Here is a 16,264-nt window from a genome sequence, read left to right on the forward strand (position 1 = left end):
AACAATTTCTACTATACGTTCATTCAAAATATTTGTCTAATATATAAATTATATGTTATTAATATATTAGACATATTAATCGAAAGTGAAAAGGGTGTCCAAAAATGGAATTACGGCATTTGCAATATTTTGTTGTTGTGGCAGAAGAGTTACACTTTGGACGGGCAGCTGCTCGTTTACAAATGACACAACCACCACTTAGTCAACAAATACAGCAATTAGAAAAAGAAATGGGAGTTACATTATTTTCAAGAACGAAAAGAAAGGTTGAACTAACAGAAGCAGGAGAAATGTTTTTAAAAGAAGTAAAAAAAGCGTTTGAACAAATTGAAAAAGCAGTAGAAGTTGCACAAAGTGCGCAAAGGGGAGAAGTAGGATCACTTTCAATTGGTTTTGTAGGTGCGGCGATATATGATATTTTACCATCAATTGTTAGGGAATATAGAAAGAAATTTCCGAGAGTGTCTGTTGCATTACATGAATTGTCAACACCAGATCAAGTTCATGCACTTCATGATAACCGTATTGATATTGGCTTTTTACGTCCACCAATTCCAACACAATTATTAGAATTAGAGCCAATTCAAAGGTTATCTTGCACCTTATGTTTACCAAAGGCACATCCACTTGCAGAGAAAGATGAAATACATATAGAAGATTTACGAGATGAGCCGTTTGTATTTATTACGAGACCAGTATGGCCAGCTTTGTATGATACAATTTTATCTCTTTGCAGAGAAGTAGGATTTAGTCCACGTATTGTACAAGAAGCAACAGAGTATCAAACAGTTATGGGGCTTGTAGCAGCAGGGATTGGAATTACAGTAATACCCGTATCGGCAAATAAGTTATATAAAACAGAAGTTGTATATAAAGAATTATATGATTCTAATTTTGTGGCAGAAATGTCAGTGGCTTACAAAAAAATGAATAGTAATCCAGAGCTACTAGAGTTTTTAAAAATTGCAAGAGAGAAGAAAAGAATAGAAGTAGAAGATGAGTAATAGTAGTAACAGAAAATGGAGTTAATTCAGATTTATAAAAGTACACCTTGTTAAACAATAAAGCGGAAATGCAACTTAAGTTGCATTTCCGCTTTATTGTTCTTTTTTTAGCTCGATACTAAATAGATAAACGTGTTCATTTTCTTTTAAGAGTAAATCGATACCTTTGTCTTCGTCAATTGTAGGGACGCTTACAGTTTCTTTACTTGTTTGGATTACAGCAGCTAAAATTGTTTTTTGATTGTATTTTAAATTTTTTATAGATTGGATTGTAGTAGTTGCGGAGCTATTTACGCTTGGTGGTGCTTCTTCATGAACAAGCGTTGAACCACCTTCAATATTCATATACCACTGCCTTTTTTCTTGTATATCTTTATTGAATTGGAAATGTGGTGGTAAAAAAGAAAGCTTTACTTTCTTTTTTGAAAAATGTGAGGTAGCTATATTAGCAATTTCTTTTGTTTTTTTACCATTGTTATAATAATCAATTGTAGCATTTATTTCATCTTTATCATTTTTAAGCGTAACGTTATAAAACATGCTATTTCCTTCTTGAAAAGGAGTCATTTGTAAAATAGAAGCTTGCTCTTTTGTTAATTTGTATGGCTCAACAATGGCAACTTCATTGTTTTTTATTTGGCTACAACTTGGGAGTAATAATAAACACAAGATTGATAGTAATTTTATACGCATGCAATCTCCTCCTTTTTACAATTATATTCTAAATGTGATTTTTTATCATTTCGTTTTCTAGGACTAAAGACTTAGAAGAAATTCCGATTGTAGTGCGATGTTTAAAATGTCATATTTTTATACACTAGTAGTATAGAATGCGTATGTAATAAGGTAGGGGAAGAATTTTATGTCTTTATGTCGGTTAGCGAGAAAAAATATTAGAACATTTGCTACCAAAAGGATGAAGCAATTTATGTGGATTGCTATGAGTACTATGATTTTGTTTTTTATGATATCGTTACAATTTAATGAAGTAGTTGCTGGGGAATTAGGGACTACGCTTTTATTTCAAATGTGTTTTTACACGTTGTTTATCGTAGTCATTTTCATATGTACGTTTATTACATATAAAATGACTTATTCTCTTCTGCAAGTGAGGAAAGAAGAAGTTAAATCTTATGTAGAAGAGAATAGGAAGAGAAATGATGTACTATGTTTATTATGTCAGGAGCAATTATTCATTTATGGAGCAGCGTTTGTTTTTGGATTAGTTAATGGGATGTTATTTTTAAAATTATTTACGATTATCTTTATAAGAATAGCAGGAATACAAGGGATAAATAGTGCACCGATTACAATATATGCAATAGTAGTAGTGAGTATAATTATGATTGTTATCCTTCTATTATCGATGGTGCAATGTTTTCGATTTGTTCAAAGTTTACAAGATAAAAATTCGTTGCATTTCAAGAAAAAGGCATGAGAAATCATGCCTTTTTCCATTTTACACATAAAAATAATCATGTTACAGTGAAAAGACCTGACAAAGAATGGGAAGGAAAGGTTGTATAGAATGACAAATGAACAATCAATTGTAAAAGTCGATCGGTTAACGAAGCGAATCGGATCAAAGACACTTGTACAAAATATTAGTTTTGAAGTGAAAAAAGGCGAGGTTGTCGGTTTACTCGGACCAAACGGTGCTGGAAAAACGACTTTAATGAGAATGATGGTTGGTATGATCCGTATGACAGAAGGTGAAGTATGGATTGATGGTCAATCTGTGAAACAGCAATTCGAAAAAACAGCTGCGAAAATTGGAGCGGTAATTGAGACACCTGAATTTTATCCTTTTTTGAGCGGCTATGAAAATTTAACATATTTCGGACGAATGAATGGTAATGTGACCGAAGAACGTATCGATGAAGTAGTGAAATTGTTAGGGATGGGACAAGTAATTGATCGCAAAGTAAAAGCGTATTCACTTGGCATGAGACAACGTTTAGGAATCGCTCAGGCACTTATTCACGATCCAGACGTGTTGATACTAGATGAACCGACAAATGGATTAGACCCTAGTGGAATACATGAAATGAGAATGTACATAAAAAAAATTGCACATGAACAAGGAAAAGCTGTACTTGTATCAAGTCACTTACTTTCAGAAGTTGAATTAATGTGTGACAGAGTTATCATTATTCAGCACGGGGAATATGTGGCTACGCAAAATATTCAGCATAGCCAAAGCGAAGAGATGGAGACGATCCGTATACGTGTAGATGATGCGAATAAAGCAGCAGAAATATTAGGGCATGATGTTTTAGTAAAAGATAATGAATTACTTATTAATGTAAAAGATGAAGAAATCCCAAATGTTATTCGTACATTGCTTGAGAAAAATATTCAAGTGTATCGTGTATATGAAGAAAGAAAAACGTTAGAAGAGCAATTTTTAGAATTAACAGGGGGAAAAGATATTGTTTAATTTAGTATATAACGAACTGTATAAAATATTTAAGCGGAAGCGAACGATTATTCCATTTGCAGTTATTGCAGTATTAATAATCGGATTAGGATGGGTTACGGTAAAGTATTTTGAACCGGAAACAAAAGGATGGAAAGTAGATTATACAGAACGAACTGTAGAAATTGAGAAAAAGCTTGGCATGAAAAAAGAAGCTATTTTAGCAGAAAAATCAGGGGATGAGCTTGTAAAAGAATACCAGCTTAAGATGAAGCATTTAGATACGGATACAGCACCGGCAAGCAGTTCTCCACTTTCTTTCATGAGAGATACAGGTTTTATCGTATTTCCAATTTTGCTCCCATTTATCCTCGTGTATGCAAGTACAATTTTTGCGAATGAATATAGCTGGGGAACATATAAATTTTTAACGATACGACCAGCGAGTCGCTTTAAAATTTTAACAGCAAAATTTTTAGCAATCGTTATATTTGCAGCTTTATTATTTATATTTAATATGATCTTCTCCGCTTTATGTGGACTTGTTATTTATAAATTCCAACAGCCTGCATGGAGTGAGTTTATTTTCCAAGATGGAAATATAATAAAACAAAACATTTTTGTAGAAGCAAGTAAATATTATGTTTTATCGTGGTTACCAACGGTTGTGTACGCATCGTTTGCATTTATGATTTCTGTGTTAACGAGATCTAGTGGAGGTGCAATTGGTATTTCACTATTCCTTGCTTTATCAGGCAATATTGCGTTATTAGCAGCCACTAGATATAACTGGGCGAAATATTTATTGCCAGCAAACACAGATTTATATAGTATTTCAAAGAATGGAAGTTTTATTGATGGAGTAACATTCCCGTTTGCATCATGTATGTTGCTACTTTATTTGTTCGTATTTTTATGTATTTCATATACTGTGTTTTTAAAACGTGATTTAACTTAATAAGAAAAGCCGTTCAGGGTGCTGAGATGCACTTTGAACGGCTTTTTTTATGAGAATTGTTTAAGTGCTCTTTCGGCTAGTAAAGCAAAGTATTCTGCACTTATAGGCAGTGCCTCTTCATTAATTGTAAAAGCAGGATGATGCCATTCATGTGTACCGCTCGTTCCCATAAAGACGAATGAACCTGGTATTTCCTGTTGGTAAAATGAGAAATCTTCTCCAGCCATTGATAGACTAGGCGAGATGATATTAAGATTCATCTTTGTGGCAACTTGAGTAGATAAGTCTGTAAGAGCTTTATCGTTGTGAACAGCAGGAGGACCTGAATAAAAACGGAATTTCGTTTTTACACCTAATGCATCAGATACACCTTTAATAATACGCTCCATGAGTGCTGGAATCTTTTCACGTGTTTCAGCTTGGAACGTGCGAATCGTTCCTTCTAACGTAGCTTTTTCAGGAATCACGTTCCACGTATTTCCTGCGTGAATATTTGTAACACTAACAACCGCATTATGAGATGAACTTATATTTCGGCTTACAATTGTTTGCAGTGCCATCACAATTTGAGAGGATGCGACAATAGGATCTACGCCAGCATCTGGTACAGCCGCGTGTGTACCAACTCCGTGAATTTTAATTTCGAATCGATCAACTCCAGCCATCAGTGGACCATCTTTAATGCCAATTGTACCTACTGGTAAATCAGGTTTATTATGCATGCCGAAAATCGCTTGCACATTACGTAAATGTCCAGCATCAATAACTTTGCAAGCGCCATTACTACTTTCTTCAGCTGGTTGGAATATGAAGCGAACCGTTCCATTTAGGGAAGATTCTTTTTCTTTTAATAAGAAAGCAGTACCTAAAATGGCAGCTGTATGAAAATCGTGTCCACAAGCATGCATTTTCCCTCGTACTTTAGATGCATAGGACAAATGTGTTTCTTCTTGAATAGGAAGGGCATCAATATCAGCACGAACTGCTACAATTGGTCCGTTTTTATTACCAGACACTTCAGCGATAATTCCTGTTTCTAAATTGGAGTCAATGATAGTAATGTTTTTTTCTTCTAACCAATTTTTTATTGCTTTTGTTGTTTCGAACTCTTCATATGATAGTTCTGGATACTCATGTAAATGTCGACGGATGGAAATAAGTTTTTCTTTTAGTTGATTTGAAATAGATACCATGTAGTATGCCTTCTTTCTTCAGCAAAATATTTATCATAAGTATACAACAATAAAAGAGAGGATTCTCAAATGAAAATCCTCTCTCGTTTATCCCGTATTAATGGGCAGTCCGATTGGTTCAACTAATTAAAGTTTCACTTTATGCTGCGACTTTTTTATGCGTATGATGTTTACGATAACGTCCACGCATTGCGTATGCAATTTGCGGGATTGCAATCCCGATTAAAATAAGTGATACACCGAACCATTGTGAAGATAGTACAGCCTCTTTTAAAACGAATACTGACATAATTGTTGTAACTGGTAGTTCCGCTGCACTAAGAATAGTTGCTAAGCCAGAACCGATTTTTGGAATACCGATTGTAAAGGCAATAGATGGAATTACGATACTAAATGTTCCTAATCCTAAACCGTATTTCCAAAGACCTTGAGAAATGGCACCATTAAAAATAAATGTTGGTGGGAATATAATCATGACTAAAGTTAAAGCACCAGTCATTAAGAGAACACCGCGCGGTAATGAAGGTACTTCAACAGCAACTTTTCCGCTCACGAAAATGTATGTTGCGAATGTAACTGCAGATAATAAACCTAAAATGATCCCAGTCGTATCGAAAGCACCTGCTGATTGTTCAAGTAAACCACTTGATAAAAATGTCCCTGCAAGTAAGAAAATAACAGAAATAACTTTTTCTCTTGAAGGTAATGTTTTTGTTGCGACTGCTTCAATGATAATTCCGACCCAAACAAATTGGAATAAAAGAATAATTGCAATAGAAGCTGGTACAGTTTTTAATGAAGCATAATAAAAAATTCCGGTAAAACTTGCAGATGTTCCTGCAACGAATAAAAGTAATGCTTGCTTTAAAGGAACGCGATGTCTAGAAAATAGAAGTGTAATAGCAAGCAAAATAATCCAACCGAACAAATATTGGCTGCCAATTACCTCTCCAAGTGAAAATCCTTCTGCATATGCAAGCTTAACAAAAATAGCTAAAATTCCATAACTACACGCTCCTAATAAAACTAAAAGAGAATAACGAAGCATGAAAAATTCCTCCCATCTATATGAAGTTGTTCCGTATCGAAAATATATAACTAGAGGGAAGTATACAAAATTAGAAATAAAGGGTCAAATGAAAGAAAAGTATGACATTTTATAGAATAATAATAAAAGTATGATATTTATGCATAATCTTGAAATTATTAATAGTAGAAGTATTATAAAATCAACTTTGCATTGTATAGAGCTAGCATTTGAAAAAAATATTTTTTAAACCAATATGTATATAGACGTACTAGTAACGTGCTAATTATTTGAGAAACTATGTTACCTTTGTTATGGTAGTGACAATTAAAGGAGTTTCATAATCCATTTGAGTTTTTTCTATATAATAGAAGGAAATGAAAACGTTTTATTAGAAACTGTGAGGAAGTACGGTTTTTCTTATTGCCACGTTGTAAAAGTGATTTCACGAATTGTTCATAGTATTTTTATGTGTTTTTGTTACAATATTTAGGGAGAGGAGTGGAATGATGCAAGATATTAGTATTTTTTTAGCGTTTGGTGCCGGGTTCTTATCATTTATTTCCCCATGTTGCTTACCGCTTTATCCGGCATTTTTATCGTACATAACAGGTATGTCGGTTTCTGAATTGAAAGAAGAAAATGCAATGCTTCGCAAAAGAAGTATGATACATACAGCGTTTTTCTTACTTGGATTTTCAATTATATTTATTGCAATTGGATTTGGTACAAGTTTTATTGGAGGAATCTTTACTGACTATAAAGATTTAATCAGACAGTTAGGTGGTATATTTATCATCGTGTTCGGCTTAATTATTGTCGGGGTGTTTAAGCCGAAATTTTTAATGCAAGACCGTAAATTTACATTTAAAAATCGTCCAAGTGGCTATTTTGGATCAGTACTAATTGGATTAGCCTTTGCAGCAGGGTGGACGCCATGTACCGGACCAATTCTAGTGTCTGTAATTGGATTAGCAGCAACAAACCCAGAATCAGCAATGATTTACATGATTGCTTACATACTTGGATTTGCTATCCCGTTTTTCGTACTGTCATTCTTTATTACGAAAATGTCTTGGATTAAAAGAAATAGTATGGCCTTCATGAAAGTCGGAGGATATATTATGATTGTTATGGGGGTCTTCCTATACTTTAACTGGATGACGAAAATTATCGTATATTTCTCAAGTTTATTTGGTGGTTTTACCGGTTTTTAGTATTATTCTGCGAAAATGTTGGAAATACTAACGGAAAAGCATATAATGAAAGTATATTTTGCATATAGCCACAAAAAAGGATGAGAAAATATGAACATAGTTCTTTTATCAAGTATCGTTGCTGTTTGTATGGCTGTCGGTGCGATGTTTATTCGTTTAAAAGCAGCTAAGAAACCTGCAACATTGAAAAAAATTATACTTCCACCATTTTTTATGAGTACGGGTGCATTGATGTATGTTTTTCCTGAATTTCGATTAACTCCAGCAGAAATGTTAGAAGCAATTGGTGTCGGTTTGATTTTCTCTATTTTTCTTATTAAAACATCTAAATTTGAAATTAGAGGACAAGAGATTTATTTGAAGCGTTCAAAAGCCTTTGTTTTCATATTAATTGGATTACTTGTAGTGCGGATTGTATTTAAAACCTACTTAAGTCAATCTCTTGATTTAGGACAACTTAGTGGCATGTTCTTCTTACTTGCGTTTGCGATGATTGTGTCATGGAGAATTGCAATGTATCGTTCCTTTACGAAATTACAGAAGGAAATGGAAAAAGAAGATGGTTTTTATAATGAAAAAGATATGAAGCTAACTTAAAAACTGTATATGTATAAAATAAAAAGACAGCGTTTTTTGACGCTGTCTTTTTATTTTATATTGTTAACACCTTCTATCCCAGCCGCGGCGTATAAAACGTGTACCATTAAAAAAGCAATTTAAATTTGGTGAGACGAACGGACCGATAAATGGAATAATGTTTGGCTCTGAAGTCTCATCAACAGAAATCGGTGGTTGAGTAGGATCTGGTCTGAGTGTATAGCGAATGCGGGCGGTATTTCGAATGAGACCATTTCGTGGCTCTGCTGTTACTTGAACGATAAAACGGACAACAACAGATTCGCCTGGATTAACAGTGCTGATAAGAATACCAATAGTTGGGTTAGTTCCGGGACGTGCTATTCCATTTACTGTTACTGAATTTGGATAGAAAGTAACTTCAGGAGGAAGTGGGTCGGTAATGAGTACATTATTTGCCGGAATGGTGCCATTGTTAGTAAAGGTAAGTGTATATGTGATGAAATCACCGAGATTGGCGCTATTTACATTTGCGGTCTTAATAAATGTGTTTGGCTCATTAGGGTTTACTTCTATCGTAATTGGTGGTGTTGTAGTTGTTGTTGTGACAGGTGGTCTAGTAGGATCAGGTTGAGAAGTATACGTAATGGATGCAATATTTGTAATCATTTTATTAAGTGGAAGTGTAATAACCTGTACTTTGAATGAAATAGTTACTGATTCTGATGGATTAAGAGTTCCAACTGGAATTCCTGTAGATGGATTTGCATTTGGGACTGGAATGTTGTTAATTGTAACACTGTTTGGAATGAATGATGTACCTGCAGGAAGTGAATCAGTAACAGAAATACTAGTCACGGGAATCGTACCTTCGTTTTGGAATGTGATAGTAAACGTAATTGTATCACCCACGGAAACGACGGATTTATCAGCGGTTTTTATCGGATTAATAGTTCCAACATTTACAGGAGTAATTGTAGTAGGTGTAGGCGTAGTAACGGATACTGGTGGTTTAGTAGCATCTGGTTGGTATTGGAATGAAACGTTACCTTGGTTTTGGATCTCTCCGCTTGGGGGAATTGAAGTAACTAGGACACGGAAAGAAATCGTTGCTGATTCAGAAGGAGCAAGTGTTGAAATCGGGATGCCTGTGGATGGATTTGCGGTTGGTTGCGGCACAGTGTTAATCGTAACACTGTCTTGAATGAACGAAGTCCCGACAGGAATTGTATCAGTTACAACGATATTATTAGCAGGAATGGTACCTGTATTTTGGAGAGAAATCGTATACGTAATGATATCACCTAAAGTAACTGTTTTCGGCGTAGCTGTTTTTTGTGGATTTAATATAGCTGTGTTTACGTTCGTTGTGTTAATTGGTGTAGGGTCTGTAATAGTAACAGGTGGTTCACCAGGAATTGGTTCATATGTGAAAGTAACAGTTGCTTGATTTCGAATGATACCACCAGGTGGTACACTTGTTATCCTCGCTTGGAATTGAACAGTAATTGTATCGTTCGGATTGACTGTACCTACAGGTATACCTTCTATAGGATTTGCTCCAAGATCAGGAATACCATTTAATATAACGGTACCTGGAACAAATGTTAGCCCATTTGCTAACGGATCAGTAATGATAACGGAAGTTGCAGGGACTGATCCGCGATTTTGGAAGGTTACAGTATACGTTATGATTTCATTTATATCTACAATTTGTTTGTCAGCTAGTTTATTTGGGTTAGGTGTAGGTGTAATAACGGATACTTCAACAGTTGGAGTAGGATCTGTAATCGTAATAGGGGGTTCGCCAGGGTTTGGCTGGAATGTGTAAGTGACAGTTGCAGTGTTTTTAATAATACCATCGGGCGGTAGTGCGGTTACAGTAACTTGATAAGTTAACGTAACAATTTGTCCTGGAGTAACAGTCCCGACGTTTACACCACTATTTGGATTTGCTCCAGGCGAAGAAACGCCATTAATCGTAACACTATTCGGAATGAAAGTAGTACCAGCTGGAGTAGGGTCTGTAATAATAACATCTGTCGCATTAATATTCCCGACATTTTGGAACGTAATTGTATATGTGACAGTATCACCAAGATTAATAGTTTGAGGGTTACCTTGTTTGTTAGGATTAATAGTAACTTCACTTACTTGCGTCTTTGTAGTAGGTGTAGGCGTAGTAATAGATACAGGTGGTCTAGTAGGATCTGGCTGGTATTGGAATGAAACTGTTCCTTGATTTTCGATAAAGCCTGTTGGTGGTATCGATGTTACTTGGACTTGGAAAGTTAAGACGGCGGAAGTGTTAGGTTCTAATGTACCGATAAGAATTCCAGAACTAGGAACAATACCTGGCTGTGTAACGTCGTTTATCGTAACACTATTCGGAATGAAAGTAGTGCCAGCTGGAATAGGATCGGTTACGAGTACATTTGTTGCAGGGACAGTTCCTGTGTTTTGTAAGGAGATTGTATAGGTGATTGTGTCACCTAATAAAGCAAATACTTTATCGGCGGATTTTGTAGGGTTCGTTGTTGCCGTGTTGACATTGGTAGTAGTAGGAGGCGTTGGAGTAGTCACTGTTACTGGAGGTTCTCCAGGATTAGGTTGGAATGTGTAGGTGATAGTAGCTTCATTTATAATAATTCCGTTAGGGGGTATGGAAACAACGCGAACTTGGAAAGTTACAACAACTGATTGACTAGGATTTAATGTGCCAAGAGGAATGCCAAGAGCTGGATTAACATCACTAGTTGGGATACCATTAATTGTTACACTATTTGGAATGAAAGTCGTACCAACTGGAATCGAATCTGTGAAAATGATATTTGTTAGTTCGACAGTTTGTAAGTTTTGGAATGTAACGGTGTACGTAATGATATCGTCTATATCAACGTTGTTTCTATCAGATGTTTTTGCTGGATTAATAATGCTGTTAATGATTTCAGTATTAACAGGTGGTGTTGCTTCTGTTTCTGTAATAGGAGGTTCATTTGAATTAGGCTGAGAGGTAAAGTTGACTGAACCAACATTTGTAACAACCCCGTTAGGCGGTATATTCGTAATCGTTACTTGGAATGTGATGGTTACTATTTGATTCGGTTGTATTGTACCGATAGGTATTCCAATACTTGGATCAATACCTGGTTGTGGAATACCATTTACTGTAACGGAATCCACAATAAATTGTGTACCTACTGGTGGTGGATCAATGACAGATACATTTGTCATAGGAATATTTCCAATGTTTTCAAGAGTGATCGTATACGTGAGTGCATCTCCAATGTTAGCGACTGGTAAATCTACTATTTTAGCTGACTCTAACTCTGCATTTTGTACAATTGTTTCTGCGATTGGAGTAGGTGTTGTTGTTGTAATAGGCGGAAGAGTAGGGTCTGGTTGAGATGTGTAAGTGACATTTGCTTCATTTGAGATAATGCCATTTGGTGGTAAAGCTGTTACTTGTACTTCTAAAGTAACAGTCACTATTTGTCTAGGGTTTAATGTGCCAACCGGGATTCCTATTTCAGGGGTCAAATTAGGTTGTGGAAGGCCATTAATCGTAACGCTACCAGGGATAAATGTAGTTCCGGTAGGGATAGAATCTGTAATAATGACATTAGTTGCAGGTATATTACCAGTATTTTGAAGGGTGATCGTATAAGTGAGCGTATCACCAATACTTGCAAACTCACGATCTACTGTTTTTTGTGGATTCGGGTTAGCGGTACGAACAGGTATTGTTACCGTAGGAGTCGTTTCTGTTGTTGTGATAGGAGGTTCACTTGGATTAGGTTGAGAAGTATAGGTAACACTTGCTGTGTTTTCTATTTTTCCGCTAGGGGGAATAGCGTTTATTTGAATTTGAAAAGTAACTGTAATTGTCTCACCAGGATTAACTGTTCCAGCAGGAATTCCTGTGACTGGACTGACACCAGGTTGAGTCACATTGTTTATTGTAACGCTATTTGTAACAAAAGAAGTACCTGGAGGTAAAGTGTCTGCAATTGTTACATTTGTAGCAGGTATTGTGCCTTGGTTTGTGAAAGTGACAGTATAAGTTACAGTATCACCTATTTCTGCAAACGTTAAATCAGCAATTTTTGTTGGATTAATGACTACGGTTTGAATAGGAGTAGTGGTTTCTGGTGTTGTTTCTGTTTGCGTAACAGGAGGTAAAGTCGGATCAGTTTGATAATTAAATGTAGCACTTCCTTGGTTATTTATGATTCCGCTAGGTGGAATGCTAACGACTTGAACTTGGAAAGTGATAGTAACTCTTTCGACTGGTGCTAAAGTACCGATTGGAATTCCTAACGCTGGGTTCATTCCTGCTTGAGAAATACCATTAATGGTAACGCTATTTGGAATAAACGTGGTACCAGCTGGGATAGAATCTGTGATGGTTATGTTAGTAGCTGGAACAGTGCCAACGTTTTGGAAAGAAAGGGTATAGGTGATAATGTCATTTAATGCAACGAAGGAGCGATCTGCTGTTTTTTGTGGGTTTAGTGTTGCGGTATTAACTACCGTCTCTGTTTCAGGAGTTGTAATAGTTGTTGTAACAGGAGGTTCATTCGGATTTGGCTCATATGTGAATGTTATATTTGCTTGATTTCTAATAACTCCCCCGGGCGGGATACTATTTACTACACCTTGGAACGTAACTGTAATATTTTGACCAGGGTTAACAGTTCCAATCGGTATGCCAATCTCAGGATTTTCGCCAAGCTGAGATATTCCATTAATAACAGTACTACCTGGAACAAATGAAACACCTTGCGGAAGCGTATCTTGCACAATAACATTCGTAGCAGGGACGGTTCCTTTATTTTGGAAAGTAACGGTGAAAGTAACTGTATCACCTATATCAGCTATTTGGCGATTTACAGATTTTGTAGTTGTCGGATTTGGGTTGTTAATAGATACGTTCACATTAGGTGTTGGTGTGGTTGAAGTGACAGGAGGTTCACTTGGATTTGGTTGATATTGATAGGTGAACGATGCTTGGTTTTCAATTATTCCATTTGGTGGGAAATTTGTAACGAGGACTTGATAGGTGATTGTTTTTGTTTCCCCAACAGCTACCGTACCTAATTGAATGCCAAGTTCTGGGTTTAATCCCGGAGAGGAAACACCATCAACGGTCACACTATTAGTAATAAAAGTAGTTCCATTAGGGATAGGGTCTGTTAGTGAAACGTTAGTAGCTGGAACGGTACCACCATTTCGAAATGTGATAGTGTACGTAATGGTATCACCTATATCAGCAACTCGTTTGTCGGCAGTTTTAGTTGGAGTTGAAATAATAGTATTAACGGCTGTTTCTGTTTTTGGGGTAGGATTTATTTTTGTAACAGGAGGTTCATTAGGATTTACAAGATGATTAAAGGAAACGATACCTTGGTTTTCAACTAAACCATTTGGTGGAACACTAATAACTTGAACTTGAAAAGATATAGTTGCTGCTTCAGTAGGATCCAATGTACCTACTGTTATACCTGTGACAGGATTTGTATTTGGCTGTGAAACCCCGTTAATAGTCACGCTATTTGGAATGAAAGTAGTTCCATTTGGAATAGGGTCTGTTAGGACAATATTAGTAGCTGGAACAGTTCCGTTGTTTTGTAAGCTAATGGTATACGTAATAATATCACCGATATCAGCAAAAGCTCGATTTGCAGATTTCGTAGGATTCACTGTTGCTGTATTGACAGTTACACTTGTAGGTGGAGTTGGTTCAGTAGTTGTTACAGGAGGTAGGATAGGATCTGGTTGGTACGTAAAAGTTGTTGAAGCTTCGTTTATAATGGTACTGCCAGCAGGGATTTGTGTAACACGAACTTGGAATGATAGTGTTTTTGTTTCACCGGGATTTAGTGTACCAACAGTAATCCCTAATGCGGGATTCGAATTTGGAACAGGGTTATTATTTAGAACTACACTATTTGGAATGAAAGTAGTGCCAGCAGGGATTGAATCAGTAAATATTACGTTAGTAGCTGGAATGGTTCCGTCATTATTAAATGTAATACTATACGTAATGATGTCACCAATATCAGCAGCAGTTTTATCAACTGTTTTTACAGGATTAATAATGGCCGTATTAATAGGAACGGTAGTAGGTGGAGTTGGGTTTGTTGTTGTAATTGTAGGTTTACTTGGGTCAGGCTGATAGGTAAAGGTTGTATTTCCAACATTTCGAATTACCCCATTTTGTGGAAGGGAAGTGACTTGGACTTGGAATGTAACGTTTACTGTTGAACCTGAATTAATAGTTCCAACTTGTATCCCACCAGAGGGGATAATACTGGGTTGAGTAACGCCGTTAATGGTCACACTATTTGGAACGAAAGTGGTACCTGCAGGAATTGGATCAGTCACAATTACGTTTGTAGCAGGAATATTTCCCATGTTTTGTAAGGTAATCGTATACGTAATAATATCACCAATATCAGCAATTTGTGGATTAGCAGTTTTTATTGGATTTACAATTGCAGTTCGGACAGAAGTGTTAGTTGGAGGTGGTGTAGTTGTAGTAGTTGTTGGAGGTTCAGTTGGGTTCGGTTGTGACGTATAGGTTATGTTTGCTTCGTTCGTAATCGTTCCGTTAGCTGGAAGGGAAGTGACTTGAACTTGAAAAGTAACGGTCGACGTTTGACCAGCTGCAACAGTACCGATTGGAATATTTGTCGGGGTTACGCCAGGTTGTGTAGTACCATTAACTGTAACGCTGTTAGGAATAAAAGTAGTACCTGTAGGAATTGGATCAGTAATTGAAACATTTGTTGCTGAAATGTTACCGTTATTTGGGATTGTGATCGTGTAAGTAATAATGTCACCAATATTTACAATTTGTTGGTTTGCCGTTTTTGATGGATTAATGATAGCGGCATTAATTAATGTTTCTACAATATTACTAGTTGACGTTCTATTAATAGGAGGTTGACCAGGTGGACTATATTGAAAGCTTGATGAAGCACTATTTCGAATTGGATTTTGCACAGGTAAACTATTAACTTGAACTTTAAAAGTAATGGTTGCATTTCCATTAGCTGCAATCGTTCCAATGTTTATACCAGTAGCAGGATTGTCTGTAGTAGACGTACCATTAACTGTAACACTACCTGGTACAAAAGTAGTGCCAGCAGGAGGTGTATCTGTAATGGTAACATTATTAGCAGCTAATGGTGCTTGGTTAGTTGCTGTAATGGTATACGTAATCGTATCACCGATGGTAGCAATTGTTTTGTTAACCGTTTTCATTAATGCAACATTAGCTGTAAAAATATCTGTATTAACTATATTGCTTGTTGTTGTACGTGTGATAGTGGGTGCGTTGGGTGCAGGTTGAAATTCATATCCAAATGATGCTACGTTGCTGGCGATAGGTGGGGCAGGAATACTTGTTACATCTACTTGAAAAGTAATTGTAACAGAACCACCAGCTGGAATATTATTGATAGGAATTCCAGCTGAGGGATTCCCAGCTGTTGGAGTGCCATTAACAGTCACACTGTTTGGAACGAAAGTGGTGCCAGCTGGTATGGGGTCTGTAAATGTAACGTTTTGGGCAGGAAGTGTTCCAGTATTTTGGACAACGATTGTATAGGTTAAACGACTTCCTATTGTTGCTATTGCCATTAGATTCGTCCTTTCTGTATAAATTTCAATCCGGTCAAGGAATAGAATATTTACAAACAGTATTATTTTAATCATCCAGAAACAATACTATGTGAAAATATTAGTATAAAATGAATTCGTCATTGCATCCTATTCAAATTTATATGGATAGGAATAGGCAAAGGCTTTTTTTTACCTAAATTATTCTTTGCGTTACGTATACAAATGTAACTTTTTTTCCTTG

11 protein-coding genes are annotated in these 16,264 nt (G+C 36.1%); 7 read left to right on the top strand and 4 right to left on the bottom strand.

Translation table 11 applies throughout. From position 1 onward, the window contains the following. The first annotated feature begins 104 nt into the window (after positions 1–104). Positions 105–1,004 carry an acetoin biosynthesis transcriptional regulator AlsR gene (gene alsR, locus ACTFP3_RS08555; protein ID WP_000423234.1) on the top strand — a complete coding sequence of 300 codons (900 nt, stop codon included), beginning with the start codon at positions 105–107 and terminating at the stop codon, positions 1,002–1,004. 93 nt (positions 1,005–1,097) lie between these two features. Here the strand turns inward: alsR and ACTFP3_RS08560 are convergent, their stop codons facing one another. Next, on the bottom strand, positions 1,098–1,697 hold the full coding sequence (locus tag ACTFP3_RS08560; RefSeq protein ID WP_086412324.1) for a histidine kinase: 600 nt from the start codon (positions 1,695–1,697) through the stop codon (positions 1,098–1,100). Positions 1,698–1,866: 169 nt separating this feature from the next. Between ACTFP3_RS08560 and ACTFP3_RS08565 the strand changes: the two genes are divergently transcribed. The 3 genes from ACTFP3_RS08565 (at position 1,867) to ACTFP3_RS08575 (ending at position 4,381) form a co-directional block, all read left to right on the top strand. Continuing rightward, positions 1,867–2,442: a hypothetical protein gene (locus ACTFP3_RS08565; RefSeq protein ID WP_000050632.1), complete on the top strand. Its 576-nt coding sequence runs from the start codon at positions 1,867–1,869 to the stop codon at positions 2,440–2,442. 90 nt (positions 2,443–2,532) lie between these two features. Continuing rightward, positions 2,533–3,444 (top strand): ABC transporter ATP-binding protein, encoded by a 912-nt coding sequence (locus tag ACTFP3_RS08570; protein WP_000180622.1) that lies wholly within the window; start codon positions 2,533–2,535, stop codon positions 3,442–3,444. Continuing rightward, entirely contained in the window at positions 3,437–4,381 is a 945-nt protein-coding gene (locus ACTFP3_RS08575) for an ABC transporter permease (protein ID WP_000482759.1), read from the top strand. Before ACTFP3_RS08570 ends, ACTFP3_RS08575 begins: the two co-directional genes overlap by 8 nt. Before the next feature lie 47 nt (positions 4,382–4,428). On the opposite strand, the gene ACTFP3_RS08580 is transcribed toward ACTFP3_RS08575, so the two are convergent. Both ACTFP3_RS08580 and ACTFP3_RS08585 read right to left on the bottom strand, forming a co-directional pair. Continuing rightward, positions 4,429–5,574 (bottom strand): M20 peptidase aminoacylase family protein, encoded by a 1,146-nt coding sequence (locus tag ACTFP3_RS08580; protein ID WP_440010044.1) that lies wholly within the window; start codon positions 5,572–5,574, stop codon positions 4,429–4,431. A 139-nt stretch (positions 5,575–5,713) separates the two neighbouring features. After that, positions 5,714–6,622, bottom strand: a complete 909-nt coding sequence (locus ACTFP3_RS08585; protein ID WP_440010047.1) for an EamA family transporter — start codon at positions 6,620–6,622, stop codon at positions 5,714–5,716. Positions 6,623–6,944: 322 nt separating this feature from the next. Between ACTFP3_RS08585 and ACTFP3_RS08590 the strand changes: the two genes are divergently transcribed. From ACTFP3_RS08590 to ACTFP3_RS08600, 3 genes are all read left to right on the top strand, one after another. Next, on the top strand, positions 6,945–7,094 hold the full coding sequence (locus ACTFP3_RS08590; RefSeq protein ID WP_071732505.1) for a peptidase T: 150 nt from the start codon (positions 6,945–6,947) through the stop codon (positions 7,092–7,094). Between the two features lie 16 nt (positions 7,095–7,110). Next, entirely contained in the window at positions 7,111–7,818 is a 708-nt protein-coding gene (ccdA, locus tag ACTFP3_RS08595; RefSeq protein ID WP_001152676.1) for a cytochrome c-type biogenesis protein CcdA, read from the top strand. Positions 7,819–7,908: 90 nt separating this feature from the next. Further along, positions 7,909–8,415, top strand: coding sequence for a CcdC family protein (locus ACTFP3_RS08600; RefSeq protein WP_001028440.1), 507 nt, complete (start codon positions 7,909–7,911; stop codon positions 8,413–8,415). A 63-nt stretch (positions 8,416–8,478) separates the two neighbouring features. Here ACTFP3_RS08600 and ACTFP3_RS08605 read toward each other — a convergent pair whose 3' ends face one another. Then, positions 8,479–16,041 carry a DUF7507 domain-containing protein gene (locus ACTFP3_RS08605; RefSeq protein ID WP_440010049.1) on the bottom strand — a complete coding sequence of 2,521 codons (7,563 nt, stop codon included), beginning with the start codon at positions 16,039–16,041 and terminating at the stop codon, positions 8,479–8,481. Between the last annotated feature and the right edge of the window lie 223 nt (positions 16,042–16,264).

The organism is Bacillus cereus group sp. MYBK5-2, assembly GCF_051915685.1.
Classification (GTDB): domain Bacteria; phylum Bacillota; class Bacilli; order Bacillales; family Bacillaceae_G; genus Bacillus_A; species Bacillus_A cereus.

Coding starts and splice junctions, on each gene's coding strand:
- ACTFP3_RS08580 (WP_440010044.1), bottom strand. CDS start 5,574: ATGGTATCTATTTCAAATCAACTAAAAGAAAAACTTATTTCCATCCGT.
- ccdA (WP_001152676.1), top strand. CDS start 7,111: ATGCAAGATATTAGTATTTTTTTAGCGTTTGGTGCCGGGTTCTTATCA.
- ACTFP3_RS08570 (WP_000180622.1), top strand. CDS start 2,533: ATGACAAATGAACAATCAATTGTAAAAGTCGATCGGTTAACGAAGCGA.
- ACTFP3_RS08560 (WP_086412324.1), bottom strand. CDS start 1,697: ATGCGTATAAAATTACTATCAATCTTGTGTTTATTATTACTCCCAAGT.
- ACTFP3_RS08585 (WP_440010047.1), bottom strand. CDS start 6,622: ATGCTTCGTTATTCTCTTTTAGTTTTATTAGGAGCGTGTAGTTATGGA.
- ACTFP3_RS08605 (WP_440010049.1), bottom strand. CDS start 16,041: ATGGCAATAGCAACAATAGGAAGTCGTTTAACCTATACAATCGTTGTC.
- ACTFP3_RS08600 (WP_001028440.1), top strand. CDS start 7,909: ATGAACATAGTTCTTTTATCAAGTATCGTTGCTGTTTGTATGGCTGTC.
- ACTFP3_RS08565 (WP_000050632.1), top strand. CDS start 1,867: ATGTCTTTATGTCGGTTAGCGAGAAAAAATATTAGAACATTTGCTACC.
- alsR (WP_000423234.1), top strand. CDS start 105: ATGGAATTACGGCATTTGCAATATTTTGTTGTTGTGGCAGAAGAGTTA.